Raw genomic sequence first — 20,554 nt, forward strand, 5'->3', positions numbered from 1 at the left:
ATTTTGTGGGTTTGCAGATAGCCCGCCCGGGTATTAAATTGAACCTTGGTTTTAATCTGCAGAGATCAGGTATTTTTATATCTTTGCCGTCCTTTTAAATTTCGACATTCTGAATTCCTCAACTTATACATTGGAAAGAGTTAGCACACATAGAGAAGTAGACCAGATCTGGGATGCCTGCCTGAGAGTGATTCAGCAGCATATTCCGGATCAAAGTTTTAAGACGTGGTTTGAACCGATACGGCCTTTAAAACTCTACGGTAAAGTGCTTACGATTCAGGTTCCAAGCCAGTTTTTCTATGAATGGCTGGAAGATAATTATGTCAATCTTTTAAGGAAAGCACTTGATTACGCGATCGGGAGGGATGGTTTGTTGGAGTATTCCATTATCGTAGACAAAGGTAATGATAAGCATCAGCCGCTTACGATGAACGTTTCTACGCCCAAGTCTCCAAATTCTTCCAAGCCGGATAATTTTGTAACGGACCCAAGGCTGGGTTCCAATCACCGGGATAAGGACCACGATTCCATGAACCTGGACACTTACCTGAATCCGAATTACTCATTTGATAATTTTATCGAAGGCGATTGCAACCGTCTGGCGCGGTCCGCAGGATTTGCCGTGGCGCAGCGGCCGGGACTCACGTCATTTAATCCGCTGATGATGTACGGCGGGGTAGGGCTGGGCAAAACGCACCTTGTGCAAGCCATCGGAAATTACATTATGAACCACTTTGACAACAAGCTGGTGTTATATGTGTCTTCCGAAAAGTTTACCAATCAGTTTATTAATTCCATTAAAAACAACACGTTACAGGACTTCACCGATTTTTACATGAAAGTGGATGTGCTGGCGATTGATGACGTTCAGTTTTTATCGGGAAAAGAAAAAACGCAGGATACATTCTTCCATATATTTAATCATCTGCACCAGCTAGGCAAGCAGATCATTATGACAAGTGACCGGCCGCCGCGCGAGCTGCAGGGCTTGCAGGACAGGTTATTGTCCCGCTTTAAATGGGGATTGACAGCCGATTTGCAAACGCCTGATTTCGAGACGCGTATTGCCATTATCCAAAAGAAAATCCAATCCGAAGGAATTTCGATCGATTATGATGTGATCGAATACATTGCGCACAGCGTGAATTCCAATGTGCGGGAACTGGAAGGTGTGATCGTTTCCCTGATGGCTCAGGCTTCGCTGACACGCCGGGAAATAGACGTGGAGCTGGCCAAAAATACATTGCGGAACATTGTAATGAACGAGGATAAAGAGGTGACCATTGATACGATTCAAGAGGTGATCGCCGACTTTTTCCAGGTTACCATTGCGGATCTGAAAAGCAAAAGCCGGAAAAAAGAAGTCGTTTACCCACGTCAATTGGCCATGTTTCTGGCCAAAGAATATACAGATCTGCCTTTGAAATCAATTGGTTATCATTTTGGTGGCCGCGACCACAGCACGGTAATTCACTCTATTCAAAGCATTAACCTGCTGATGGGCGAAACTCCAGACGTGGAAGAAACGCTGCAAAAATTACGCAGTTACTTTAAATAACAAATGGCGTCTAAAGGGTTTGAAAACTTATTTTAAACCTGAAAAACACGATGACGCCATTACTGATCGAACGCGCGCAGATCTGTGACGCAACATGGAATGAACACATTCGCGAATCCCTTCAATGTGTCATTTACGCTCAAACTTACTATCTCGACACGGTCTGTGAAAGCTGGAAGGCGCTTGTTTGGCCCAATATTCAGCATCCGAACATTGTCATGCCGATTCCCATTCGCAGGAAATGGGGTTTCCAGGTAGTTTATCAGCCTATTTTTTGCCAATATCTGGGTTTATTCTCCTTAAAGCCACTTTCTGGATTGCAGTTGGAATCATTCCTTCGGGTTGTTTCAAAAGAATTCTCCTACATAGCATCTTATCAATTCAATCCAGAGAATTCAATCAGGTTATCTGCATTAGCTCATACTTTTCCGGATTTTAATTTTTCACAAAAGCATACGTACTGGCTTCACTTGAAAGGTGATCTCCAACAACTGGATGCGGGCTATTCCAAAGACAGAAAGCGGAATTTAGTGCGTAGTAAGGGTTATAACTGGCAGGTGCAGAGAAGTACGGACATTCAGCCATTGATCAAATTATTTAAGGAAAATCAAACAGCGTGCATTCCCGGCGGAATTGACCCGGATGCATTTAATCGTTTGGAGGCACTTTTTAACGTCTTAAAGGCCAGGCAACAGGCGGAGTTATATTATGGCGTATCCAATGACCATATTCATGCGGGACATATCCATGCAGGAATACTCATTGTAAGGTTTGGAGGAAGAGCAATTTATCTTTTTAATGCAGCGGATCAGAAAGGAAGGAAAGGCAATGCGCGGACGCTCATGCTGGATCGCTATCTTCGTTTCATCCAAGATGAAACGCTGATCTTCGACTTCGAAAGTCCGGAGGTTGGTTCCATTGCCCAATTTTACGTTAGCTTCGGAAGTTTTCCGGTTTCATTTTATGCCATTAGCCGGAATGAGCTTTGGTTTCCCTTAAAGCACTTCCAGGAATGGCGGAAGCGCTTTTTCAGAACCAGACAAGGTCTTTTTTGAGCCCTTTATATGATTTCAAATCCATCTCCAAAGATCCGATTTTCAGTTCCACTTCAACTTTCAATGGAATCTTATTAGAATCATCAGAAACCCACAATTTCATAGCGCCTTCTCCTTTGAAAAACTTATTGTCAGGAATCAGGGGGTTGATCCTGAGCACTTTGGTTTTGCCATATTTGGTTTTGATCACATCTTTTCCCACATAACGAACGCGCAGCTTATAAACCTCCCCGTCGAAAAATGTGGGAACTTCAATGACTTCGCCTTCGGAAATGCGTTCGAAATTGATCGTTCTCAGATAAAAATAGCCGCTGATAATGTCATGAATGTTGTTGGGGACATTGTAGGTTTTGGTCTCGTCCTTCACACTTGCGACGGCCTGGTCCCTGTGGTGGTTGAACATGACGCGCTCGTCCTTGCGATATTTGTTTTCCTGGATCTGACGCTCAAACATATGCGGCAGGATCGCCGTTGTGTCAATGTATGACCTCCACGTGTCGCGCACCCGTGAAATGAGGTCGAACGCGCCTACTGTACGTCCCGACACATTGACCCGGTAGCAGGGCCGGTTGTTAATCATGGAAACCGACTTACCTACTTCTACTTTGGCTTCGGCAGCATTGATAAACCCGTAATGCACTCTGTATTCGACCCTTTCGCCCGTCCCAAAGCTCTTGTTATTGATAACCCTGTTCTGAGCTGCCTGCTCTTCAAACTGCCGAAATGAGAAAAAAAGCGAAAAGGTGATTAAAGCAATTATAACGATGTACGATCTCTTCATGCTAAAACGGTAATTATAGAGAGGGATATTTTTCTTTCAAATAGGTCAGGTATTTCTTGATATTTCCTCCAAATTTTTGTTCAAACTCAATTTTAAAAATGTCCTGTTTCGACTTATAAGTCTGATAACTGATGAAATATGCATTATTCGGTAACTTCCCGTCAGGCCAGCGGCCCGCCCGGCGGCCCGGCGCCCCACGATTTTTGTTTGTTAACGTCCGTTTCCCCGAAAGCAGTGTATCTGCGTCTTCAAAGATGTTGGCAATGAGCGCCGTCTTCAAAGAATCGTAATGCGCGCTGGCGACGGGGTTTGTCCCGAACGTCTTATAGAGACTATCCAACCGGCTTATTCCCCTGAGCATGTGCTGCGAATAGGCATCATTGTACTTTTTTGAATATTCGTATGTACGTAATTCTGGTGAATCCAGACCATACTTGAACTTCAAAAAGCGTATAGCGCCCTGGTCGCCGATAAAACTGGCCAGGTTCTCATTCAGTTCCAGATTATTTTTCACAAAAAGCGTTCCATGCGTGAGCTCGTGCAGGATCAGATTAGCAAGACTTCCCACCCGCCGGTTCAGCATGCTCGATAAAATAGGGTCTTTCAGGTAACCCAGTGTAGACCACGCCGAGACATCTCCGATATCCGTATCCAGGCCCTGCTTGATCAGTTCACGCTCTTCATTTACCGCACGTGTGGAATCAAAAAAACCTTTGTAAGGAAAACTACCAATGATAGGAAATTGCCATTTGTAGGGTTCGATTTTATATTTTTCTGATGCTGTAATGAGCCAGATCAATGGTTTTCCATGCTGATTATAGAACGTTGTGTAGTTTTTTGAAGGCGTCAGCCCGAGTGAATCGACGCCGAATTTTTTGATTTCCTCGATCAGCCGGATCCTTGCTTTAAGCGAATCGGGGAATGAAGGATCGGCGAGCACGTCGGTTACTTCCTCCACATTCATAAGGATCTTCACCTGACCGGAAGCCTGCATCCAGCCATAGCTGAGCAGATCACGATAATAAATCCCTGCAAGGACGCAAAGCACTATGATGGCAATAAAAATCTTTTTAAACACAAACGCGGTAATTAAGTAAGTAGTCGGAATGAATCTCTACAACAGATCATTGCGCTGCAAAATTATAGAAATAGGCCATTAATTATTCACCGTTTATCCTGGCAAAAAGCCGGTGGGTAAATGATTCGCGACGCAGAATAATCCAATGTCCTAAGTTGTAAAATCCGCTTGATATTATCTGTATTTATCATGCCTGAAATTATATTTTTAAAAGAAAAACCCGTTGGATTTTTGCTTGGAATTTGGTATTTTTACACAACAAAAAGACCAAGTATCTAGCGGTTTTTGGAATCAGAAGCCGCTTTTTTATGAACAAACTAAATTATTGTAACCGTTTTTATGGCACAACCAACCACTGATAAAGACAACAAACTAAAAGCACTACAAACCACGCTCGAAAAGCTGGACAAAACCTACGGAAAAGGCACAGTAATGCGCCTGAGCGACAGTAAGGTTTTGGACATTCCTGTTATTTCAACAGGTTCGCTGGGGCTGGACCTGGCACTTGGAGTAGGAGGCGTTCCGCGTGGCCGTGTTGTGGAAATCTACGGACCGGAATCGTCCGGTAAGACAACATTATCGATGCACTGCATTGCCGAGGCTCAGAAAAAAGGCGGACTTGCAGCATTCATTGATGCAGAGCACGCATTCGACAGGTCCTATGCTGAGAAATTAGGCATTGATACAAGCAACTTGCTGATCTCACAGCCAGACAGCGGTGAGCAGGCATTGGAAATCGCAGAACACCTGATCAGCAGCGGTGCTGTTGATATCATTGTTATTGACTCTGTTGCAGCACTTGTGCCGCGCGCTGAGCTTGAAGGTGAAATGGGTGACAGTAAGATGGGCTTACAGGCTCGTTTGATGTCTCAGGCATTGCGTAAGCTTACGGGTGTAATCAACAAAACCGGATGCTGCTGTATTTTCATCAACCAGTTGCGTGAGAAGATCGGCGTAATGTTCGGTAACCCTGAGACTACAACGGGTGGTAATGCATTGAAATACTATGCTTCTGTGCGTTTGGATATCCGTCGTGTGGGTCAAATCAAAGAAAGCGCTGACCAGATCCTGGGTAACCGTACACGTGTGAAGGTTGTGAAAAACAAAGTTGCGCCGCCTTTCAAAGTTGTGGAATTTGATATTATGTACGGTGAAGGAATTTCCAAAGTAGGGGAGATCATCGACCTTGCAGTTGAGCTGGATATCGTTAAAAAAGCGGGTTCATGGTTTAGCTACGACGGTAACCGTCTTGGACAGGGCCGTGACGCCGTGAAAGCCCTTATTAAGGACAATCCCGAGTTAATGGACGAACTGGAAGCGAAAGTTCGCGCGAAGGTCAACAACGAGCCGGATGCGCTGATTGACACGAGCGAGCCTAATGTTGTAGACGAAGGCGCTCCGCTTTGATGTTGGAGGAATAGCTTCTGATTCTGTAATAGCTTATAAAGAAAATGCCCGGTGTTTGCCGGGCATTTTTTATTATATATCAAAATGGTTTTCGATCATCATCGTCGTCCTCGAAATCATAATCATCTTCTCCCGGTCCGGAGAACATGCTGCTAACCAGGTCCTGAAATTTCATTCCCTGATCCAAAGACATTTTCCCGATCAGCGAGAACTCCGCCATGCCGTGCAATGCGAATTCCATCATAAACAGCTTTTCTTCCACTCCTGAATAAGCGCTGAGCATATCCACGAAATCGTCCAGTCCGTCAATGGTTTTCAACCGCGCCATATACTCGCGATCGGTCATATCGCCAGGCATTTCCATTTCATTGCCTGAGCCAAACCATTCGATCACTTTCGCGTATGGGTTGATCTTGCTTTTCTTGCTCTTTTCCGGATCCGGGAAAAAGTTAAGGAACTGTGTACGGATCGCTTTTCCAATCAGGTTTTGAGCCACGATAACGGGTCCTTCAACCTCGCCTTCATAAACAAGCTCAACCTTTCCACAAATGGCAGAAACAACGCCATAAAGGTCAGAAATCCGCACGTAAGTGCTTTCCTCCCTGTTGATCAGCGCTCGCCTCTCCGCCGTGCTCAAAAGGCTTTCATAAGCTGAAATCGTCAAACGTGCAGACACACCACTTTTGCTGTCCACATATTCGCTTTCTCTTGCTTCAAATGCAATCTGCTCGATCAATGTTTTAGCAAGCTCATTGACCTTGATCATGCCCACTTGCTCCGTTTTAACAATCGCTTCCTGTTCTGTAATTTTCTTACCCGTTTCAATTGTTTTCGGATAATGCGTTACGATCTGGCTTTCGATACGGTCTTTCAGTGGGGTTACAATGCTTCCGCGGTTGGTATAGTCTTCCGGGTTGGCAGTGAAAACAAACTGGATATCCAGCGGCAAACGCAATTTGAACCCACGGATCTGAATGTCGCCTTCCTGCAAAATATTGAAAAGTGCAACCTGGATCCTGGCCTGTAAATCGGGAAGCTCGTTAATCACGAAAATGCCGCGATGTGAACGGGGAATAAGCCCGAAGTGGATCACCCTTTCGTCCGAATAAGGCAATTTCAATGTTGCGGCCTTGATAGGGTCCACATCACCGATAAGGTCGGCCACAGAGACGTCCGGCGTTGCCAGCTTCTCGGTATAACGCTCGCTTCTGTGCAGCCAGGCAATTTCTGTCTGGTCGCCATATTCTTCAATAGCGTCTTTTGCAAAACGGGATAATGGCTCCAATGGATCGTCATGCAGCTCCGAATCCTTTACATACGGGATGTATTCATCCAGAAGACTGATCATCATTCTGGCAATACGCGTCTTGGCTTGCCCGCGTAACCCCAGGAAGTTAATGTTGTGCATCGAAAGGATGGCACGTTCCACGTCGGGAATGACCGTTTCCTCATAACCCCAGATGCCGGGAAAAATATTTTCTTTGCTTTTAATCTTAACGATCAGGTTGTCACGCAGTTCCTGTTTAATGGAACGGGATTGATAACCTGCTTTTTTCAGTTCACCAAGCGTTTGGATATCCAACAGCTCTGAACTACTAAGAAGTGAGTAACTCATGTATTTTTGGCTGATTAACGCGCATACGCTACTGAACGCATCTCACGGATTACTGTAATTTTAATTTGTCCGGGATACTGCATTTCTTTTTCAATTTTTTGTGAAATATCAAAAGAAAGCATCCCTGCCTTTTCATCCGAAACATTATCTGCATCAATGATCACGCGCAGCTCGCGGCCGGCCTGGATCGCATAACATTTTTCAACACCGTCAAACGACAATGCCATGTTTTCAAGATCACGCAGCCTTTGAATGTAAGACTCCATCATTTCCCTGCGTGCTCCCGGGCGAGATCCTGAAATCGCATCACACACCTGAATGATCGGGGAAAGGATGCTTGTCATTTCAATTTCGTCGTGGTGGGCACCAATGGCGTTGCACACCTCAGGGTTTTCTTTGTATTTCTTGGCAAGCTCCATCCCTAATATTGCGTGTGGAAGGTCGGATTCTTCCGGCCAGACTTTACCAATATCATGCAGCAGACCGGCTCTTTTCGCCAGTTTCGTATTCAAACCCAGCTCGGAAGCCATCGTAGCGCATAGCTTTGCCACTTCACGTGAATGTTGCAGCAGGTTTTGTCCGTAAGAAGACCGGAAACGCATGCGGCCGATCATTTTAACAAGCTCAGGGTGAAGTCCGTGAATGCCCATGTCGATTACAGTCCTTTCGCCGATCTCAACTATTTCATCGTCAATGTTCTTGCGTGTTTTGGCAACAACTTCTTCAATTCTGGCCGGGTGGATCCTTCCGTCCTGAACCAGGCGGTGCAGCGAAAGTCTGGCAATTTCTCTCCTTACAGGGTCAAATCCGGAGATGACAATCGCTTCCGGGGTATCGTCTACAATGATCTCAACGCCCGTTGCAGCTTCCAGGGCACGAATGTTACGTCCCTCCCGGCCGATGATCTTTCCTTTAATATCGTCGTTTTCAATGTTGAAAACAGAAACGCAGTTTTCAATCGCATGTTCAGCAGCCGTGCGCTGGATGGTCTCGATAACGATCTTTTTAGCTTCTTTGGTGGCAGTAAGGCGGGCTTCTTCCATCGCACTTTTTACATACGATCCGGCCCTTGTATCAGCCTCTGCTTTTAATGCGTCTATCAACTGCTCACGCGCCTGATCAGCGGTAAGGTTCGCGATTTTTTCTAATTGGGTAACCTGTTGTGCAAGTGACTTTTCTGCTTCTTCGCGGCGTTTCGTGGCCGTTTCGAGTTGCGAGTTCAAGTTTGTTTTCAGCGCTTCCAGCTCGTTTTCACGGCGCTTGTTTGCCTCAATGGTCTGGTTAAGGCTTTGCTCGCGTTGTTTTAATTTCTGTTCGTTGGTTTGAAGGATCACGCGTTTCTTGTTGGCATCCTCTTCAAACTCACCTTTAAGTCTCAGGTATTTTTCCTTGGCTTCAAGGATTCGGTCTTTCTTTATGTTTTCAGCAGCACTTTCGGCATTACGGAGAATTTCGGCTGCGCGCTCCTGCGCTTCCTTTTCTTTCTGGTCAAACGACCTCTGAAAAATGAATTTTCCTGCGAAAATCCCCACACCAATGGCGATAATGTCGGACAGGACAAGGATGAAAATTAATGAATTTGACATTTCAGTAAGGTTATATATAGTTGGTTTTACCGACTAAACCGCGTGAAAATGCCGAAGGTGGAAGTATTGAAAGAAGATAAAGAGTAATCCGTATAAAATAAAGGTTTTGTGGTGTTGAGCTTTTAGCTTTCTATTGCGCTGGTAATGGTTTCATCAAGCTTTTCTACCCTGTTTTTAAAAGCCATCACCAAATTGTCCATTTGCTCCTGGTTCCGTTGTAATGCTACAAGGCATTCAATAGAAGTAAGTGCAATTGCTTCAATGTCACCGTAAACTTTTCCCTTTAATTTATGCTGCTGCACGCGTTGCATGAACACCTCATACCCATCCCTGTAGAATTTCTCCTGATCCGCCGGAACGCTCAGTTTGAAACCCCTGTCCAGCAGTTTTATAAAGACAGAAACGTCCGGATTGGGTATGTTATTTTTTTTCATAAGGTATCTTCAAGCAATTCTATGCACTTATCGATCTCTTGTATATATCTTTCAACTGAGTCTTTCAGTTCGGCGATTCCGCTTGTTGGTGTCAGTTTACTAGTGACAATTTTAGCGAAACTTTTAGACTTATTAAAGTCTTTTTCCAAACTAGTGTATTTTTTCTTTATTTCTTTTGCTTCTTCCTTGAGTTGGTTATTCGATGCACGCAGTTCCGCATTTTCGCGTTGCAGCTCTGATATTGACCAGTTTAGTTTCTCTTTAATGTTGATCAGGAACTCGAGTTTTTTCTCAAGGTCGGTCAACTTATGCTCAATGATGCGCTCGATGCTCCTTTCCATTTTTTTGGCCTTAATAATGCTGTCAACCAAAACTCTTATTTCCTTATCACGGCCTCAAATTCCCTTTCGTAAGCAGAAATCAACCGCTGCATGGTTTTGTCAATCACTTTGTCGGTCAATGTTTGCTGATCGTCCTGTAAAATAAAGCTCACGGAATACGATTTCTTACCTTCCAGATTCGCGCCTTCATACACATCAAACACGTTTACTGCGCGCAAAAGCTGCCTTTCCGTCTTATAGGCGATCTGGCGCAACTCGTCAAACGTAATTTTCTTGTCAACCACAACCGAAAGATCCCGGCGCACTTCGGGAAACTTCGGCACTTCTTTGTACTGAACAAACGCATCGTATTGTTTGAGCATATAATCCCAATCAAAATCTGCGTAAAAAACAGGCGCCTTAATATCAAGCTTTTTAGCAATAGCCGCTTGGAGTTGTCCAAATGTGACAACAGGCTTGCGGTTTAATGTTAATGTTGTTCCAAACTTAAAAATCGCCGCATCCGCCTCAGTCCTTTCCACATCCCTGATCTTAACCGCTGATAAAACCTGCATTACAAAGCCTGCCAGATCATGGAAAACGACTTCGCGCGACTTTTCAAACCAGCTTTCCTGTCCGATGTTGCCCGTCAGGAAAACAGCCAGTCTTTCTTTCTCCACATATTTTTCGCTGATCTCATTATAGGTTTTACCAAATTCAAAAAGCTTCAAATCCTTTTGGCGGCGGTTGCTATTGTAAGCTATGACCTCCAAACCGGAAAAAATCAGCGTCTGACGCATTACGGACAGATCTTCGCTCAGATAATTCAGGATTTTGACCGGATTCCCCTGAATGCTTTCTGCAATTGAAATGTGGTAATCAGGTTTTGTCAGCGAATTGTTGATCATTTCGTTGAAACCATTCGCTACCAGCAGTTCAGCAACGCGCAGTTTCAGTTTTTCAGGATCGTTAACGGGGAAATCAGACAAGTAATCAGAGCTAAGCGCATCGGAAAGCTCCACTTGGCCAAAACCGTAAATGCGCAGGATTTCCTCGATCACATCGGCTTCCCTTTGCACGTCTACGCGGTAAGGCGGCACGATAGCAGTAAAGCCAGCTTCGGTTTGGTCCTGAATTTTAATGTCCAGGCCATTCAGAATGTTAGTAATAAGTGTTTTATCCAATGATTTACCAATCAACCTGTCAATGTTGCGGTAAGTCATTTTCACTTCAAAATCCGCAACCGGATCTGGGTAAATGTCTGTAATGTTGGACGAAACGGTGCCGCCTGCAATTTCCTGGATCAGTAATGCTGCCCTTTTCAATGCATACAAAGGCATATTAGGGTCCGTTCCCCGCTCAAAGCGGAAGGAAGAATCCGTTTTTAATGCAAACCGCTGTGCTGTTTTACGCACCCATACAGGAGAGAAATAGGCAGATTCAAGGAATATGGAAGTGGTTTCACTAGTGACACCAGAAGTGAGCCCGCCAAAAACCCCGGCAATGCACATAGGCTCCGGATTGCCGCCTGTGCCTGCATTGCAGATCATAAGATCGGAATCCGAAAGCTTCCTTTCCACGCCATCCAGCGTCACGAATGTTGTCCCGGCCGGAAGGGTGGTAACGATCACCTTGTTGCCGGTAACCTTATCTGCATCAAAAGCATGCATGGGCTGGCCCAGCTCATGGCAGATGAAATTTGTAATGTCTACAATGTTATTAATCGAGCGGATTCCGATTGTTGCCAGTCGTTGTTTAAGCCACTCGGGCGATTCGGCTACCTTCAAACCGGTGATGGTCAGGCCGGCATATCGTGGCGCCGCTTCCGAATTGCGTACTTCGACTTCAAATGGCAGGTTTTCGTTGTTGATTGCAAAAGCATCAACGGACGGAAGTTTTATATCGCGATTAAAATAGGCTTTCAGATCACGTGCAACCCCATAATGCGATGCAGCGTCTGCACGGTTAGGCGTAAGGCCGATTTCTATTAAATAATCAGAAGAAATACCAAAATATTCGCTGGCCGGTGTGCCGTTGGGAAGATCGGTGTCCAGCACCAAAATGCCGTCATGCGACGAGCCGACGCCTAACTCATCTTCTGCGCAGATCATTCCTTCCGACAAAGCGCCTCTGATTTTTGATTTCTTCAAAACCAATGGCTGGTCGCTTCCCATCGGATATAATGTTGCGCCTACGGTTGCTACCACTACTTTCTGACCGGCAGCCACATTAGCCGCGCCGCAAACAATGGATAATGGATTTTCACCACCTACATCAACAGTCGTAAGGCTCAAACGGTCTGCTTCCGGATGTTTTTCGCGGGTAAGCACCTCACCGATCACAACGCCTTGCAGACCTCCTTTGATGGATTCAATCTCCTCAATGCTTTCAACTTCCAGTCCGGTTGCGGTCAGTATTTTGCCGATTTCTTCCGGAGATTCTGTTATTTCTATTAATTCTTTAAGCCACTTATAGGAGATCTTCATGCGAATGCTTTCAAAAAAGGTTTTCAACCGACATTTAAGCCGAATTACAAAATTAAGGATTTAAGTCGAACAGCGCCGTCAGACTTGAAATAGTCATTGGTTTTTTTAACAAAACACAAAAAGCGTAAAGCGGCTCAATTATGAACAGCCGATTCGAGCTGCTCGCCAGCCAAAATGGCCACAGAAAGCGTATTTTCCTGGGGCGGAACGGGGCAGGCGTAACTTTCCTGGTAAACGCAGTAAGGGTTATACGCTTTGTTAAAATCCAGAACAATTACATTGTTTTTGATTTCAGAAACGGGATAATCCAGGTAGCGGCCGCCACCATACGTTTCCTTTCCGCTGGTTGCGTCTTTGAAAAGGACGGAGATAACGCTTTCATTTTTAAGCAATAACAGCTTCTGCTCCTGGTCGCCAATCTTGAAATTGGCATAACCATACTTCTCATATTTCTCCGACGTCCCGTCCGTGTATTTCACTACAACTTCCTTATCATCATTCATATAAGGAGAAATATTGGCCTTGATGCGATAGGTGAGGTCGGGTGCAAAGTAATGCAGGCCGTGGAAGCTTTCTTTGTCTGCGATGGGAGAGTCCTCGGTGGTGCGGAACTGCTCGTCTTTGGCCGCGCGCTCGTTGAGTATGGTCGTTTTGTATTGCTCGGGGTTGCTGGCGATCTGATCTTCGCTGGCTCCATTAAGGCCTCCAATAGAGAAATTTTCGACTACAAAATAGGCCAGGATCGCAATTACCATCGCGATTGTGCTGTACCGGATTACCTTATTTTTAAACATGAGACTTCGAAATTTTTGAACGGATCACAAACTTACACCCGAAAGTGTGCTTTGAAAAAGTATAAGATGTTTATTTACTTTTTTATGATAATTTTGAATCTTCGCACCGCGCCGGGTTGCGACTTTGGATGAAATATCCCTAAATTGAGCCTGGCTAATTATTAAACACAATACCTGACCCATCATATGTCATACACCAAGCGAGTACTCATTGCCGAAGACAGCTCAGTTATTCAAAATCTGGCAAGGAAGATTCTGGAATTTCAACATTACGAGATCACTTCTGTCAAAAACGGAGAGCAGGTTTTGCAGCTTCTTGAAAAAGAGGATTTCGATATTATTTTGCTGGATATCAATATGCCTGTGATGGATGGAATGGAGTGCGCAAGAAGCATCCGCAAATTGCCTAACGAGAAAAAGGCCAAAACGCCCATCGTTGCCATTACCGGAAACGCCAAAAACTATTCGGAAGAAGACTTTAAACAAGCAGGATTTGACGATGCGCTGATGAAACCTTTGAATTTTGACCGTCTGGTTGAAGTGGTCGCGCATTTGACAGAATAAACCTGATGAGGATTACATTTTTAGGGACCGGCACATCACAGGGAATACCGGTTATTGCCTGTGAATGTGCCGTTTGCCGATCTGATGACCCGCGCGACAAGCGTTTAAGGACTTCCGTTTGGATCCAGGTTGATGGCAGATCTTTCGTTATTGACACCGGTCCCGACTTTCGTCAGCAGATGCTCCGGGCCAATGTAAAGGACCTGGACGCAGCTATTTTTACGCATCAGCACAAGGACCACACCGCCGGACTTGACGATATCCGTGCATTCAACCACCGCAGTCAGCGTGATATTCCGCTTTACGGAAGAGAATCTGTTTTAATGCAGATCCAAAACGAGTTCGCCTACGCTTTTTCTGAGAAAAGATATCCGGGCGTGCCGCACTTTGAGCTTCATAACATTGATAATGAGCCATTTGATGTGCAGGGTGTAAAATTTACGCCTATTGAGGCCATGCACCACAAGTTGCCGGTTTACGGCTACCGGGTTGGTGATTTTACTTACATTACCGATGCCAATCTTATTGCTGAAAAAGAGCAGCAAAAGATCATTGGATCAAAGGTCCTCGTTTTGGATACGCTGCAAAAAGAGCCGCATCTTTCTCATTTTACATTATCCCAATCTTTGGAACTGATTGAAAAACTGCAAGTTCCAAAGGCCTATCTGGTGCATATGAGCCATAAACTAGGAAAGCATGCCGATATTGAAAATGAGCTGCCTGCTCATGTACATCTGGCCTATGACGGCCTAGTGCTGGATTTGTAGGTCAGCCCTCACTGATCCATTGCATAACCAGCGCCGTAAGATAACCCCCATAAGTGCCGATTGCATAGCCCAGAATCGCAAGCAAAACTCCGACTGTTGCCAGTGAGGGGTGAAAGGCAGCAGCTACCACAGACGCCGAAGCCGAACCGCCCACGTTCGCCTGACTTCCCACCGCCAGAAAAAAGAAAGGGATTTTAAGCCATTTGCAAACCAGCACCAAAATAATCGCATGCGTCAATATCCAGATCAGGCCAATAGCAAAAAGTCCGGGATTCCCGGCCACCGCACCCAGATCCATCTGCATTCCGATCGTGGCTACCAGCACATATAGGAACACCGAACCGAGCTTGGAGGCGCCCACATGTTCCAGTTTTCGGACAGGCGTCAGCGAAAGCGCGATGCCAATGAATGTAGCAATGGTTACCACCCAGAAAAAGGGCGAGGTAAGGCTGTATTTATCTAAAAAAGGATAGTTTCTGGACAGATAGGGCGTGATAATGTCTGCCAGAAAGTGGGCTGCTCCCGTGGCACCGAAGCCTGCTGCTCCCAGGAAAATATAATCCCGCATGGCAGGCGTGTTCTCGTTGGTTTTGTTTTGTATATCAAGATGTTGCTTTATCAGCTCAATGGGCCGGCTGTCAGCGCCGAGCCAGCGGTCGATCCTGGCGGCATTTCCTGCGCCGTAAATCAGAAATGCCATCCATAGCTCTGCAACAAGCACATCCACGGCCACCATTTGTGAAAACAGCGCGTCGCTGGGCTGAAAAACTTCCCTTAATGCAGTCTGGTTAGCCCCGCCGCCGATCCAACTTCCGGCAATGGTGGCAAGCCCGCGCCAAACCGCATCGGCGCCTTCGCCGGCCACAGTCTGCGGACTGATCAGCCCCACGATCCACAAAGCAAATGGCCCGCCGATCATAATGCCCAGCGTTCCTACCAGCATAGCAATCAACGCTTTTGGCCCTAACCGGCTCAATGAGCGCCAGTCCATGCCGATCGTAAAAAAGACAAGGCAAGCGGGAAGAAAATATTTGGAAATAACCGGATAAAGCTGCGAGGTCTGACCATTTACAATGCCAAACGAATTCAGCAGGCCGGGAATAAAATAGCAAAGCAACAGCGGAGGGACTATTGCATAAAACCGCTTCCAGGCAGCGTTACCATCAGAAGCTGTATAAAAAATAGCAGCTAAAATCAGCATTAACAAACCAAGAACAACTGCGTCGTTTGTAATCATAAATAGGGTCTGGGAAATGAAATCGGGTAAAATTAACGTTGTTTTTTGTCCCGACGAAAGTCATTTGTCCGCTTATCACGTAAAACGCTGGTTTTGCGAAATATAAATTTGAAAAAATTTCCTTTTTCGTAATTTAGATGGTCATTTTTGCGATTAATGTTAATAATATTTTACTATGGCGATATACAATCTATCACTGAATGGAAAGAAGGTAAAAGTTGATGTCGAGCCCGATATGCCTTTGCTATGGGTTGTCCGCGATTTTGCCGGGTTAAAAGGCACTAAGTTCGGCTGTGGAATGGCCCTGTGCGGAGCCTGCACGGTGCATCTGAACGGAGAGCCAACGCGCTCCTGCCAGCTGCCGGTTTCGGGCGTGGGTAAAAATGATAAGATCACCACCATCGAAGGCATCGGAGATGGCAAGATGAATGTGCTTCAAAAAGCCTGGATCGAAGAGCAGGTCCCGCAATGTGGTTACTGTCAGTCGGGCCAGATCATGTCTGCCGCGGCGCTTCTCAAATCCAAACCCAATCCAACAGATGCCGACATTGATGCGGCTATGAGCGGAAACCTATGCCGGTGCGGCACATATGATCGCATCAGGAAAGCCATTCACCGGGCTGCCGAGGAGATGAAAGTTTCGGAAAACGGCATTGGAAAGCGTTAACAGGCAACATTCAGTCAACATTAGCTTTAAAGACATTGAAAAATATACAAACATCACGACGCGATTTCCTGAAAGCTTCGGGCATCACCACTTTCGGGCTTGCATTAGGCATTTCAGGTTTTACCAGGGACGCATCTTTAAAAAAGATTACGCCTGCTGTGCTCCGCCTGGAAATCAATCCCTTCATTATCATTGACACCAACGGCAACATTACCCTTGTTAACCCAAGGCCTGATATGGGCCAGGGCTCAACGCAGGCCGTGCCGTCGCTTCTGGCCGAAGAGCTGGAAGTAAGCCTGGAAAAAGTGCTCATCGTGCAAAGTGACGGAATGGGCAAGTATGGCAGCCAGACTTCGGGAGGCAGCAGTTCGGTGCGCGAACTATGGTTTCCGATCCGAAAAGCCGGGGCCGCAGCCAGGGAAATGCTTACAACCACTGCCGCCAAAAGGTGGAATGTGCCTGTTTCGGAATGCCACGCCGAAGATGCCAAGATCGTCCACAAGGCAACAGGCAAAAGCCTGACTTATGGTGAGCTGGCCGATGAAGCCTCCAAGCTGGAAATTCCTAAAAATCCCAAGCTTAAAGATGCCAGCGATTTCAAGATCATTGGTAAATACAATAAAAGACTCGATGTGCCCGAGCGCGTAAACGGCAAGGCGGTGTATGGCATCGACGTGGATGTGCCGGGAATGGTGTATGCAAGCATTCTACATTCCCCCATGATCCACGGTAAAGTGGCTTCCATCGATGATACGGAAGCAAAAAAGATCAAGGGCGTTTTGCAGGTTATCAAAACCGAAAGGACCATGCCGCACCGCACTTCCGAAGCCGTAGCTGTGGTGGCCACCAATTACTGGGCGGCTCTGAAAGGCAAAAAGGCGTTGGTTGTAAAATGGGATAATGGTGATCTGGAAAAATCTTTAAGCACAGCCAATTATTTCGCAGCCACCTATGAAGCGGCCAAAAAAGAGGGCATTAACGCTGAGGAGAAAGGCGATTTTACTGCAAAATACGCTTCTGCCCAGGAAAAGCTCGAAGCCAACTATGAGACGCCGTTTTTAGCACATGCACCCATAGAGCCTGAAAATGCAATAGCGCATGTCAAGGACGACGGAACAGTGGAAATTTGGGCGCCCGTGCAAGGGCCCGACTGGGCATTGCGAGATGTTTGCGGCTATATGAAAGTAAAACCTGAGCAGGTAAAAATCAATGTTACGCTGCTGGGAGGTGCATTCGGCCGGAAAGCATATCACGACTTTGTGCTGGAAGCATGCCACATTTCAAAAGTGGTCAAGAAACCCGTTAAGGTGGTCTGGACGCGGGAAGATGATATTTCACAGGGCCCTTACCGGCCGGGAATGCTCAGTCATATGCAGGGTTTTGTAGAAAATGGCAAAATCACGGGTTTTCATCATCACGCCATTGGTGAATCCATTTCCGGTCAGGTTTTTGGTGGATTGAAAGAAACCGACGCAGATCCCTGGCTTAGCGGCGAGCTGGCCACAGAAAATAATAAATATCGCTTCGACGGCGCTTCTAAGGTAAGCTGGACGCATGTCAAAACCGACATTCCGGTGGTGTGGTGGCGTTCTGTTTATGCGTCAAACTTCGGATGGGGACAGGAGTGCTTTGTGGATGAGCTCGCCCATCTGGCAAAAAAAGACCCGTTACAAGCCAGAATGGACATTCTTACTGATGACCGCTTTAAGAAAGTGCTTCAAACATTGGCTGAAAAAGCAAATTGGGAAGAAAAATTGCCTGATGGTTCGGGAAAAGGGCTTGCCGTATTCAGCTCTTTCAGCAGCATTTCCGCATGTTGCATCACAGTTTCCAGGAAAGACCAGGGAGTAAAGATTGATAAAGTGGTCTCTGTCATCGACTGCGGGCATTATGTAAACCCGGATAACGTGAAAGCGCAAACCGAAGGCAACATTGTCATGGGCATTACGGCCGCTATCAAAGACGGCATCACATTCACCAATGGCATCAGCGATCAAAACAATTTCCACCAATACAACATCCTGCGCCTCAACGAGATGCCCGCCATCGACATCCACATCATAGACAGCGGCGCAGCACCAGGCGGAGTAGGAGAGCCCGGCCTGCCACCCATCGCCCCGGCCTTGGGCAACGCCGTCTTCGCCGCCACCGGCAAACGCCTCCGCAAGCTTCCTTTTGATATCGGGAATCTGGGGTAGGTAAGCGAAACCCCCGTTTTCTAAGGAGTAATAAACATTAAGATATTATTCGAATAACATTAAACGCCCGTAGCTAACGTCAGTCGGCTACGGGCGTTTATTTATTTATAGCTAGGGACAAAAATTTAATAGATGGCAATGCTTTCAGTCTTCACTTCCCCTCCCTGCGTGGTAATTTGTACATGATATAGTCCGGTAGCTATTCTTTCTATTGACAACCCTTCACTGGGCACCTTTTTAGTTTCGAAAATAATTTTTCCACGTAAATCAGTAATGCTAAGCCAAGTGATATTCCTGGCATTTTTTACAAACAGGAAGTCAGAAACAGGGTTTGGGTAAATGAATGTTGAAGCCTGATTCAGCTCGAATCGGAGCATACGCTTCTGGCTGTATGAATAGGTGCCATCGCGATCAACCATTTTCAAGCGATAGTAATTAAGGCCATCGAGCGGGTGAATGTCCGTCCACTGGTAATTGACAAGCTGGGTACTCTCACCTTTTGCAGCATGTTCACCTATTTTCAACCAGGCTTTGGCATCGAGACTACGTTCAATTTCAAAAGCGGAGCTATTGCTTTCGTCTGTTGTTGCCCATTTTAGGATGGCTTGTTGATTTTCATCGGTTGCAGAGAAATGGGCAAGTGTTACCGGAAGGGACCCGCAAGAGCTTTGAACAGCTGCCTGGCTTTCACAACCAATGCCATTACCACTAATGCTGGCAGTACTTTGCCTGATAAAAATACAGACCGGCTCAATAGCGCACATGGTTAATTTTGGATTGTTAGTGATTGCCAATCCTCCGATAGCAAGCGAAGCCGAAATTCTCCCGGTTTCACTATTGCTCTGTTCACCAGCGCCCAAACCATCAAGGCTTTTCAACTCTGCATTGCCGGTAATCTGGATCCAGCCAATATTTGTAAGGTTATCGAGGCCCGACAAGTCGGTTAACAATGGGTTGTTCCTGATGATAAAATTTGTTGCCGAATTAAGATTGTTTAATCCGTTAAGACTGCCAAGACCTTTGCTGTCGCTGATAACCAGCCAATATACGTAACCAATACTTTGCAATCCAGTCAGATCAGTCAATAGATTATTATCACTAATATAAAGCTCACTCATAGATATGCTGGTGGGTAAACCAGCGAGGCTAGTCAGACTTTTGTTAGAACTCACGTGCATTTGGTAGGAAACGGAAGTTAAACTCGATAGTCCTGTTAAATCTTTCAAAAGATCATTTTCACCAATAAGTATGCGGCTCACATTGCTCAAATTGTTAAGGCCTTCCAGATTGACAAGACTCTTGTTGAGGCTTATCATCAAGACATCCGTGATGGTAGTCAGACTGGCTAGCCCATCGAGATTTTCTAACAGCGCGTTATCGGTAATGTAAAAGATTCTAGCGGTAGCCAGGTTATTTAATCCGGTCAGACTTGTCAGATTTTTGTGAAAACGAATGTGAATAGAACCTGAATTCGATGTTAATCCCTCTAAACCAGACAAATCGGTAAGAAGATCATTGTTATAGATCAGCAAATTCTTGGTGCTTGTTAGGTTTGCCAATTGTTTCAAATTCGGCAAAATCGTATTGTTTTGGATCGTAAGCGTACCATCGATCGTTGCAACGCCTGCTAAGGGTGCCAGATCAGTAATATCCGCGCCTGCGATAGAAATGTTTCCAATTACACTCGTGCATGATGCGTCAAAATTGTTAACAGCAGATTGTGAATTCAAACGCAGTTCTGTAAAGCGGCACGTCCCTGCGAGCGCTTGTGTTGAGAGGGCAAAAATAAAAAGGCAAAATTGGGCTGAAATGAGTAGAACTGGTTTCATAGTAGAATTTGTTTAAACAGTTGAGTAACATTTAATTATACAGATAAAATACTTCAAATACTACTTATGAGATATGGGAATTCTATTAAACGGCATGCATTGTTTTAATCGGACTAATACCAAAAAACGTCCCGGCTACAAGGAAGGCCAGGACGTTTTTTGGTACACAAACTATCTT

General features: G+C 45.7%; 17 protein-coding genes. 7 read left to right on the plus strand and 10 right to left on the minus strand.

Annotated elements, in window-relative coordinates; genetic code table 11:
* Positions 1–130: 130 nt before the first annotated feature.
* Both dnaA and NFI80_RS00010 read left to right on the plus strand, forming a co-directional pair.
* Positions 131–1,558 (plus strand): chromosomal replication initiator protein DnaA, encoded by a 1,428-nt coding sequence (dnaA, locus tag NFI80_RS00005; protein WP_233796895.1) that lies wholly within the window; start codon positions 131–133, stop codon positions 1,556–1,558.
* 50 nt (positions 1,559–1,608) lie between these two features.
* On the plus strand, positions 1,609–2,613 hold the full coding sequence (locus tag NFI80_RS00010) for a hypothetical protein (protein WP_235164213.1): 1,005 nt from the start codon (positions 1,609–1,611) through the stop codon (positions 2,611–2,613).
* Here the strand turns inward: NFI80_RS00010 and NFI80_RS00015 are convergent.
* Complete coding sequence (locus NFI80_RS00015) at positions 2,588–3,394, minus strand: DUF3108 domain-containing protein (protein WP_026631585.1); 807 nt, start codon at positions 3,392–3,394, stop codon at positions 2,588–2,590. The genes NFI80_RS00010 and NFI80_RS00015 overlap by 26 nt on opposite strands.
* 13 nt (positions 3,395–3,407) lie before the next feature.
* Positions 3,408–4,472 carry an aminopeptidase gene (locus NFI80_RS00020; protein ID WP_235164214.1) on the minus strand — a complete coding sequence of 355 codons (1,065 nt, stop codon included), beginning with the start codon at positions 4,470–4,472 and terminating at the stop codon, positions 3,408–3,410.
* Between the two features lie 339 nt (positions 4,473–4,811).
* Between NFI80_RS00020 and recA the strand changes: the two genes are divergently transcribed.
* On the plus strand, positions 4,812–5,879 hold the full coding sequence (gene recA / locus NFI80_RS00025; protein WP_026631583.1) for a recombinase RecA: 1,068 nt from the start codon (positions 4,812–4,814) through the stop codon (positions 5,877–5,879).
* 79 nt (positions 5,880–5,958) lie between these two features.
* On the opposite strand, the gene NFI80_RS00030 is transcribed toward recA, so the two are convergent.
* The 6 genes from NFI80_RS00030 to NFI80_RS00055 form a co-directional block, all read right to left on the minus strand.
* A complete protein-coding gene (locus NFI80_RS00030; RefSeq protein ID WP_235164215.1) occupies positions 5,959–7,494 on the minus strand; it encodes a P-loop NTPase family protein in 1,536 nt (511 codons plus the stop codon).
* Positions 7,495–7,508: 14 nt separating this feature from the next.
* Positions 7,509–9,080: a ribonuclease Y gene (gene rny / locus NFI80_RS00035; protein WP_026631581.1), complete on the minus strand. Its 1,572-nt coding sequence runs from the start codon at positions 9,078–9,080 to the stop codon at positions 7,509–7,511.
* Between the two features lie 122 nt (positions 9,081–9,202).
* Positions 9,203–9,514: a cell division protein ZapA gene (gene zapA / locus NFI80_RS00040; RefSeq protein WP_233796891.1), complete on the minus strand. Its 312-nt coding sequence runs from the start codon at positions 9,512–9,514 to the stop codon at positions 9,203–9,205.
* Positions 9,511–9,855, minus strand: coding sequence for a hypothetical protein (locus NFI80_RS00045; protein ID WP_026631579.1), 345 nt, complete (start codon positions 9,853–9,855; stop codon positions 9,511–9,513). The genes zapA and NFI80_RS00045 overlap by 4 nt, the downstream gene beginning before the upstream one ends.
* Positions 9,856–9,890: 35 nt before the next feature.
* Positions 9,891–12,320, minus strand: coding sequence for a phenylalanine--tRNA ligase subunit beta (gene pheT / locus NFI80_RS00050; protein WP_235164216.1), 2,430 nt, complete (start codon positions 12,318–12,320; stop codon positions 9,891–9,893).
* Between the two features lie 134 nt (positions 12,321–12,454).
* Positions 12,455–13,114, minus strand: a complete 660-nt coding sequence (locus NFI80_RS00055; protein ID WP_235164217.1) for a DUF1684 domain-containing protein — start codon at positions 13,112–13,114, stop codon at positions 12,455–12,457.
* Positions 13,115–13,300: 186 nt separating this feature from the next.
* Between NFI80_RS00055 and NFI80_RS00060 the strand changes: the two genes are divergently transcribed.
* Entirely contained in the window at positions 13,301–13,678 is a 378-nt protein-coding gene (locus NFI80_RS00060; RefSeq protein ID WP_082215385.1) for a response regulator, read from the plus strand.
* A 5-nt stretch (positions 13,679–13,683) separates the two neighbouring features.
* Positions 13,684–14,445: an MBL fold metallo-hydrolase gene (locus tag NFI80_RS00065; protein ID WP_235164218.1), complete on the plus strand. Its 762-nt coding sequence runs from the start codon at positions 13,684–13,686 to the stop codon at positions 14,443–14,445.
* Position 14,446: 1 nt separating this feature from the next.
* On the opposite strand, the gene NFI80_RS00070 is transcribed toward NFI80_RS00065, so the two are convergent.
* A complete protein-coding gene (locus NFI80_RS00070; RefSeq protein WP_235164219.1) occupies positions 14,447–15,682 on the minus strand; it encodes a DUF819 family protein in 1,236 nt (411 codons plus the stop codon).
* 175 nt (positions 15,683–15,857) lie between these two features.
* Here NFI80_RS00070 and NFI80_RS00075 point away from each other — a divergent pair, with 175 nt between their 5' ends.
* Together NFI80_RS00075 and NFI80_RS00080 are read left to right on the plus strand one after the other, a co-directional pair.
* Entirely contained in the window at positions 15,858–16,349 is a 492-nt protein-coding gene (locus NFI80_RS00075; RefSeq protein WP_255699215.1) for a (2Fe-2S)-binding protein, read from the plus strand.
* A gap of 35 nt (positions 16,350–16,384) precedes the next feature.
* Complete coding sequence (locus tag NFI80_RS00080; RefSeq protein ID WP_235164220.1) at positions 16,385–18,547, plus strand: xanthine dehydrogenase family protein molybdopterin-binding subunit; 2,163 nt, start codon at positions 16,385–16,387, stop codon at positions 18,545–18,547.
* Between the two features lie 125 nt (positions 18,548–18,672).
* Here the strand turns inward: NFI80_RS00080 and NFI80_RS00085 are convergent, their stop codons facing one another.
* On the minus strand, positions 18,673–20,376 hold the full coding sequence (locus NFI80_RS00085; protein WP_235164221.1) for a T9SS type A sorting domain-containing protein: 1,704 nt from the start codon (positions 20,374–20,376) through the stop codon (positions 18,673–18,675).
* Between the last annotated feature and the right edge of the window lie 178 nt (positions 20,377–20,554).

It is taken from the genome of Dyadobacter chenhuakuii (genome assembly GCF_023821985.2).
Lineage (GTDB): Bacteria > Bacteroidota > Bacteroidia > Cytophagales > Spirosomataceae > Dyadobacter > Dyadobacter chenhuakuii.